This window comes from Massilia sp. P2_C2, from assembly GCF_056404615.1.
Genome location: NZ_JBFUDR010000321.1, coordinates 1 through 6,558 on the forward strand (window position 1 = coordinate 1; position 6,558 = coordinate 6,558).

Below are 6,558 nucleotides of genomic sequence, written 5' to 3' on the forward strand. Positions count from 1 at the left end.
GGCCACGGTCGCGCCGGGCATCGCCGAAGCGCTGATCGCCACCGCCATCGGCCTGTTCGCCGCGATCCCGGCCGTGGTGGCGTACAACCGCTTCACCCACGACATCGACCGCCTCGCGATCCGCTTCGAAAGCTTCGTCGAGGAATTCTCGAACATCCTGCAGCGCCAGTCGCGCTGATTGCCGCAACGAGGAACCGACATGGCCTTCAACAGCAGCCTGCGCGGCAGCCGTCGCAAGCTCAAGTCCGAGATCAACGTCGTGCCTTACATCGACGTGATGCTGGTGCTGCTCATCATCTTCATGGCGGTGCCGCCGACCCAGAACCCCAGCGAGATCAAGCTGCCCAGCGCCGAGCGCTCGACGCAGCCGCCCGACGACTACATCCAGGTCGCGATCAAGGACAACGCCCAGCTGCAGATCGGCATCACGGGCAAGAACCCGCAGGCGCTGGAAGACGTGTCGAGCCGCGCCGCCCTCGTCGCACGCCTGCGCGAGATCCACGCCGATCATCCGGACTATCCGGTCTTGATTGCGGGGGACCGCGACAGCAAATACGACGACGTGATCCAGTTGATCTCGGAAGCCAGGAAGATGGGTATCACCCGCGTCGGACTGGCCACGAAGTGAAGACGAACTGATGTCAGCAACGAAGTCAAACAACACCGGCCTCGGCAACGGCTCGCCTTACCGCGTGCCGCCCGAACCGAACCGCTGGCCCGCAATCGGCCTGGCGGTGGGCGTGCACGCCCTGTTGCTGGCCTTCCTGTGGATCGGCGTGAGCTGGCAGAACAATGCGCCCGTCGCCGTCGAGGCGGAAATCTGGGACGTCAAGACCCAGACCGCCGCCCCGCCCGCTCCTGAGCCGACGCCGGCGCCCGAGCCAGAACCGGAACCCCAGCCGCAACCGGCGCCGAAAGCGGTGGAGCCGCCGCCCGCCGTCGAACAGCCGCAGCCGAAACAGCCGGACATCGCCCTCGAGCGCGAGAAGAAGCGCAAGGAAGAACTGAAACGCAAGCAGATCGAGGAAGAGCGCCTGGAGCGCGAACGCGAACTCGTGGAGCAGAAGCGCGCCGAAGAAAAGAAAGCGAAGGCGCTCGCCGAGAAAAAAGAACGCGAGCTGGCAGAGAAAAAGGCACAGGCCGAAGCGGAGAAGAAGGAAGCCGAGAAGAAGAAAAAAGAAGACGCGGAAAAGAAAAAGAAAGAGGAAGCCGAGAAGAAGAAAAAGGCCGCCGAAGAACAGAAGAAACTCGACGCCGCGCGCGCCGACGAGATGCGCCGCATCACGGGCGCGGCCGGCAATCCGTCCAGCACGGGGACGGCCGAGAAATCGACGGCGCCGCGTCTCGACTCAGGATATGGCGCGGCCATTAGAGGCAAAGTAAAAGGCAATACGTCGTACGCGGGCAGCCTCGACGAACCGGGCAACCCGACCGCGACCTTCCGCGTCGAACAACTGCCGACCGGCGAGATCATCAACGTCAAAAAGATCAAGAGCAGTGGTGTGCCTTCATTCGACGACGCCGTCGAAAAAGGCATCGCCAAATCGTCCCCACTGCCCAAGAAGAAAGATGGTACGGTAGAGCGTTCCCTCGTGATCGAATTCCATATGAAGGACCTGCAGTGATCGCGTTCCGACCTTAACCATTGCTGAGAGAAACATGAAGAAACTACATACCCTGCTGTTTTCGGCCACCCTCCTGATGGGCGTGGCTGCACATGCCCAGCTGAAAGTCGAAATCGCCGGCGTGGGCAGCAACCAGATCCCGGTCGCAGTCGCCGCGTTCGCCGACGAATCGGTGGCGCCCGAGCAGGTGTCCGCGATCGTCCGCGCCGACCTCGAACGCAGCGGCGTGTTCAAGGTCATCGATGCACGCCAGACGATTTCCGACACCGCCAACATCGACCTGGCCGCGTTCAAGGCCAGCGGTGCCGACGCGCTCGTCGTGGGCTCCGTGCAGCGTCTCGCGGATGGCCGCTTCCAGGTACGCTACAAGCTGCTCGACACCGTCAAGAAGGCGCAGTTGTCGCAACTGTCGGATGCCGTCACCGCGCGCAACACGCGCCTGGAAGGCCACCGCATCGCCGACGACGTCTACGAAAAACTGACCGGCGTGCGCGGCATCTTCTCGACCCGCATCACGTACGTGAAGCAGGATCCGGCCTCGCGCGACTACAAGCTCGTGGTGGCGGATGCCGATGGCGAAGGCGAACAGGTCGCGGCGCACGGCCGCGAGCCGATCATCTCGCCGTCGTGGTCGCCGGACGGCACCAAGGTCGCCTACGTCTCGTTCGAACTGCGCAAGCCGGTGATCTTCGTGCAAAACCTCGTGACGGGCCAGCGCTCCGTCGTCGCCAACGAAAAGGGGAACAACTCGGCGCCGGCCTGGTCCCCGGACGGCACCAGGCTGGCCCTCGCACTGTCTAAGACCGGCAATACGCAAATCTGGATCGTCAACGCCGACGGCAGCGGCCTGCGCCGCCTGACGAACAGCGCCGACATCGACACCGAACCCCAATTCTCGGGTGACGGCCAGATGATTTATTTCACCAGCGACCGCAGCGGCGGCCCGCAGATCTACAAGATGAGCGTGAACGGTGGGCAAGCGACCCGCGTCACGTTCAACGGCAGTTACAATATCAGCCCTCGTATTTCCCCGGACGGCAAGACGCTGGCGTGGATTTCGCAACGCGATGGGGGTTTTTCCCTGTATGCGATGGACCTGGCCAGCGGCCAGGAACAACGCTTGGCCGATGGGGCCACCGAACCGAGTTTTTCGCCGAACGGCAAATACATCATGTATGCGACCAGGGGTGGCGGCCGTACCGCGCTCGCCGTTGTGTCGGTCGACGGGCGTGTCAAGCAGCGCTTGAGCACCCAAGCGGGAAACATTCGGGAGCCCAGCTGGGGCCCGTTTATGAAGTAAATCTTTTTGACCAGGAGAAAAACCCATGCATAATGTAAAAAGTGTAGCGTTCATCGTGGCCGCTGCGGCCCTGCTGTCGGCGTGCACGTCGTCGCCGAAGCTGCAGGAAGCCCCGCCAGTCACGGAAAAGCCTGTCACCCAGGCACCGCCGGTCGCTGACAACCGTGAAATCCGTCCGGTCGAAGCCCCCGCGGTCGATCCGCTGAACGACCCGAAAGGCGTCCTGGCGAACCGCAGCGTGTACTTCGATTTCGACAGCTACGCCGTGCGCGCCGACGGCAAGCCGGTCGTCGAGAACCACTCGGCTTACCTGACCAAGAACACGCAGCGCAAGGTCCTGATCCAGGGTAACACCGACGAGCGCGGCGGCACCGAATACAACCTGGCCCTGGGCCAGAAGCGCGCCGAAGCCGTGCGCAAGTCGATGGCTGCCCTGGGCGTGTCGGATGGCCAGATGGAAGCCGTCTCGCTGGGCAAGGAAAAGCCGAAGGCCATGGGCCACGACGAGGCTGCCTGGGCTGAAAACCGCCGCGCCGACATCGTCTATCAATAATCGGGACGCTGTCGAGGCTGCGTAAGCCGGCTGGGCGCCCCCAGCAATTGACAGCGGGGCGGGATGCGGTGCAGACTGCATCCCGCCCCGTTTCCGTTTGGATTCGCCCTGGGGACATCCCCGTATTTACCGGTTTAGAAAGAGCTCATGATGATCAAACTGTCCCAGTTCCGCCTCGCAGCCGTCGCCCTCGCCCTCACTGCCTGGCTGCCCCTGCAGGCGAACGCCGGCCTGCTCGACGACGACGAGGCACGCCGGGCGATCCTGGACCTGCGCGCCAAGGTCGAGGCACTGACACGTGACATCAACGCCCGCCTCGACACCAAGGCCGACAAAGCGATCGGCGTCGACATGCTGAACCAGCACGAGCAGACGATGCAGGAAATCGCGCGCCTGCGCGGCCAGGTCGAAGTCCTCGCCAACGAAATCGCCAACGCGCAGAAGAACCAGAGAGACCTGTACGCCGACCTCGACGCCCGCATCAAGAAACTCGAGCCGCGTCAGGAAACCATCGACGGCCAGTCCGCCGAGGTCCTGCCGGGCGAAAAGAAAACCTACGATGCCGCGATGGATCTGTTCAAGTCGGGCGACTACAAGGCCGCCGCCGCCGCGCTGCAGGATTTCGTCCGCCGCTTCCCCGAATCGGCCTACGCGGCCAACGCCCAGTACTGGCTCGGCAACGCCTACTACGCCCAGCGCGACTACAAGAACGCGATCGCCGCCCAGGAAGCCGTCGTCTCCAACTACGGCAGCAGCGCCAAGGCCCCGGACGCCATGCTCAACATCGCCTCCAGCTATACCGAGCTGAAGGACAAGAAGAATGCCAAGAAGGCCCTGCAGCAACTCGTCTCGAAGTTCCCCGACTCCGCGGCGGCCCAGGCAGCCAAGGATCGTCTGGCCGCCCTGAAGTAATCTTCGGCGTCGGTACGCACGTTGTGATCGTTTGACACGACCGCAGTTACCGCCTATAATCTTGCTTCTTTCGGGTCGTTAGCTCAGTTGGTAGAGCAGCGGACTTTTAATCCGTTGGTCGCTGGTTCGAGCCCAGCACGGCCTACCAGAATTTGCAGTAACAAGAAGGCGTTGCGAGTGATCGTGACGCCTTTTTTGTTTCAAGCGCCCACTCTTCCGCTGCGTGGCCCGGATTCGTCGTGGGCGCCAACACTGGCCGGCTTGTGCGAAAAGCTCGCAGCCTACGCCGTCATCGCCTGCAACGCCCCGACATCATCCGGATCGCGCCTGAGCCTGTCCGCCCCCACGCAAATCTTGCGGTAATAAATGCCGTTGCGAACGCCGCGGTAGTCCATGTACGCTTCCGCGATCGGGTCCGGCCGATGCTCCCGCCGCGCCCGGTCGATCAGCACCTGCAGATAGCGCGTGCCCATCTGAATGTTCGTCGCCTCGTCGATGAACCCGGGACTTGAATGGAAGGCGTCCGCCGCGGCATACAGGGCCGCTTCGGCACAGCGTTCGCCGGGCGGCTTGCACAGGTTATCGAGCCGGAACAGTTCCCGGTTCGCGACCTTCAGCAACTGCATCAGCCCCCGCGCGCTACTGCCTTCCGGCTGGGCGCATTTGTCGAAGCGCGATTCCATGTAGATCTGGCAGACGATGAGTTCGTCCGCCAGGCAGGAACGGTTGTTCGCGTGCACGAGCTGCCGGATCTCGCGCAGGCGCGCGAGCGGCGCCGGACACGCCAGCGCGGCGCCCTCCTCGCTCGAGATTGTCGCCGCCGGGTGCGGCGCGCGCTGGACAGTCTGTTCGGCCATATCGTCCCCCATCTCCTGATCTGCCGCCTATATCGTGCTACCCGGATCGCATGACTGATTTGCGCCATCTCAGCCGTGCTCCAGCTTGCCGTGCCGACGATAGCTTGCTCGACCTCAAGCACCGCCCGCCCCCGCCCACGATAATTTCCGGATGGAATATTAACGAGCGGTACCCACCCCGCACTGCTCATCCGTTACACTGCCCATGCGCAGTTTCCGCAACCAAGGAATCCAACCGCCATGCCCCTCGACCTTTCCGATACCCTCGTGGTCGGCATCTCCGCCACCGCCCTGTTCGACCTGGCGGAAGCCGATGCCATCTACAAAGCGAGATCCATCAAGAATCCCCAGGGCGCGCTGGAGGAATACCGCGCCTACATGCTGGAGCGCGAGAACGAGCCGCTGCGCGACGGCACCGGCATGGCCCTCGTGCGCGCGCTGCTGGGCCTGAACCGCTATGCGCCGTCGGAGTCTAAGCCGCTGGTCGAAGTCGTCGTCATGTCGCGCAACAGCCCGGAGACCGGCGTGCGCGTCTTCAACAACATCCGCTCCCGCGGCCTGCCGATCTCGCGCCATGCGTTCACCGGTGGCGAGTCCGTCGTCGACTACCTGGACGCGTTCGCCGTCGACCTGTTCCTGACGACGAACGTCGAGGATGCCCAGCGCGTGATCGACGCGCAGGCCTGCGCCGCCGCGATCCTGAAGCCGCCGCCGCACGCGGGCGAGGCGCCGCCGGAGGACCAGGTGCGCATCGCCTTCGATGGCGATGCCGTGCTGTTCGACGATTCGTCCGAACTCGTGTACAAGACGGAAGGCCTGGACCGCTTCCACACGATCGAGGACGAGAAGCAGAACGAGCCGATGAAGGATGGTCCGTACGCGATCCTGCTGCGCCGGCTGGCGCGCCTGCAGGAACGGCTGCCGTTCGGCGCGGATGTGTCGCCCGTGCGCATCGCCATCGTCACGGCGCGCAGTGCGCCGGCCGAGATGCGGGTCATCAATACGCTGCGCCACTGGGGCGTCTACGTCAACGAAATCTTCTTCCTCGGCGGCGTGCCGAAGTCGAAGGTGGTCAAGGCGTTCCGCGCGCACCTGTTCTTCGACGACCAGGACCTGCACCTCGACCCGGCCGCGCGCCACGTGCCGTCGGGGCGCGTACCCTATCGTTCGGACTCGCCGCTGTTCACGCCGTTGCCGCTCGACCTGTCCGCGGATCCGCCGCTGCTGGTCGAAAAAGTCGAAGCGGGATGACCGGGCGCCGCTGCGTCGGGCGCCGCCGCGCCGGGCGCCGCCGCGCCGCGCACCTCGAAC

Annotated in this window: 8 protein-coding genes and 1 tRNA gene; 8 read left to right on the forward strand and 1 reads right to left on the reverse strand. The window is 64.1% G+C overall.

The genetic code is table 11. The features are described from left to right. The 7 genes from AC1DYX_RS25875 to AC1DYX_RS25905 all read left to right on the forward strand — a co-directional run. Positions 1-178: MotA/TolQ/ExbB proton channel family protein (locus AC1DYX_RS25875; RefSeq protein WP_477264227.1), on the forward strand; the 178-nt coding region annotated here is incomplete at its 5' end. A 21-nt stretch (positions 179-199) separates the two neighbouring features. Next, positions 200-628: a biopolymer transporter ExbD gene (locus AC1DYX_RS25880; RefSeq protein ID WP_477264215.1), complete on the forward strand. Its 429-nt coding sequence runs from the start codon at positions 200-202 to the stop codon at positions 626-628. A gap of 10 nt (positions 629-638) precedes the next feature. Next, on the forward strand, positions 639-1,625 hold the full coding sequence (gene tolA, locus AC1DYX_RS25885; RefSeq protein WP_477264217.1) for a cell envelope integrity protein TolA: 987 nt from the start codon (positions 639-641) through the stop codon (positions 1,623-1,625). A 34-nt stretch (positions 1,626-1,659) separates the two neighbouring features. After that, positions 1,660-2,925 carry a Tol-Pal system beta propeller repeat protein TolB gene (gene tolB, locus AC1DYX_RS25890; RefSeq protein WP_477264219.1) on the forward strand — a complete coding sequence of 422 codons (1,266 nt, stop codon included), beginning with the start codon at positions 1,660-1,662 and terminating at the stop codon, positions 2,923-2,925. Between the two features lie 25 nt (positions 2,926-2,950). After that, positions 2,951-3,478, forward strand: a complete 528-nt coding sequence (pal, locus tag AC1DYX_RS25895) for a peptidoglycan-associated lipoprotein Pal (protein WP_477264221.1) — start codon at positions 2,951-2,953, stop codon at positions 3,476-3,478. A gap of 150 nt (positions 3,479-3,628) precedes the next feature. Next, positions 3,629-4,390: a tol-pal system protein YbgF gene (gene ybgF, locus AC1DYX_RS25900; protein WP_477264229.1), complete on the forward strand. Its 762-nt coding sequence runs from the start codon at positions 3,629-3,631 to the stop codon at positions 4,388-4,390. Between the two features lie 72 nt (positions 4,391-4,462). Further along, positions 4,463-4,538: transfer RNA gene (locus AC1DYX_RS25905), tRNA-Lys, on the forward strand. A gap of 133 nt (positions 4,539-4,671) precedes the next feature. On the opposite strand, the gene AC1DYX_RS25910 is transcribed toward AC1DYX_RS25905, so the two are convergent. Further along, positions 4,672-5,247 carry a lysozyme family protein gene (locus tag AC1DYX_RS25910; protein WP_477264223.1) on the reverse strand — a complete coding sequence of 192 codons (576 nt, stop codon included), beginning with the start codon at positions 5,245-5,247 and terminating at the stop codon, positions 4,672-4,674. A gap of 240 nt (positions 5,248-5,487) precedes the next feature. Here AC1DYX_RS25910 and AC1DYX_RS25915 point away from each other — a divergent pair, with 240 nt between their 5' ends. Then, on the forward strand, positions 5,488-6,498 hold the full coding sequence (locus AC1DYX_RS25915; protein ID WP_477264225.1) for a 5'-nucleotidase: 1,011 nt from the start codon (positions 5,488-5,490) through the stop codon (positions 6,496-6,498). Positions 6,499-6,558: the final 60 nt, after the last annotated feature.

Bases quoted from the DNA above. Each gene is read 5' to 3' on its own strand.
- AC1DYX_RS25880 (WP_477264215.1), top strand. From the start codon at position 200: ATGGCCTTCAACAGCAGCCTGCGCGGCAGCCGTCGCAAGCTCAAGTCC.
- tolA (WP_477264217.1), top strand. From the start codon at position 639: ATGTCAGCAACGAAGTCAAACAACACCGGCCTCGGCAACGGCTCGCCT.
- tolB (WP_477264219.1), top strand. From the start codon at position 1,660: ATGAAGAAACTACATACCCTGCTGTTTTCGGCCACCCTCCTGATGGGC.
- pal (WP_477264221.1), top strand. From the start codon at position 2,951: ATGCATAATGTAAAAAGTGTAGCGTTCATCGTGGCCGCTGCGGCCCTG.
- ybgF (WP_477264229.1), top strand. From the start codon at position 3,629: ATGATCAAACTGTCCCAGTTCCGCCTCGCAGCCGTCGCCCTCGCCCTC.
- AC1DYX_RS25910 (WP_477264223.1), bottom strand. From the start codon at position 5,247: ATGGCCGAACAGACTGTCCAGCGCGCGCCGCACCCGGCGGCGACAATC.
- AC1DYX_RS25915 (WP_477264225.1), top strand. From the start codon at position 5,488: ATGCCCCTCGACCTTTCCGATACCCTCGTGGTCGGCATCTCCGCCACC.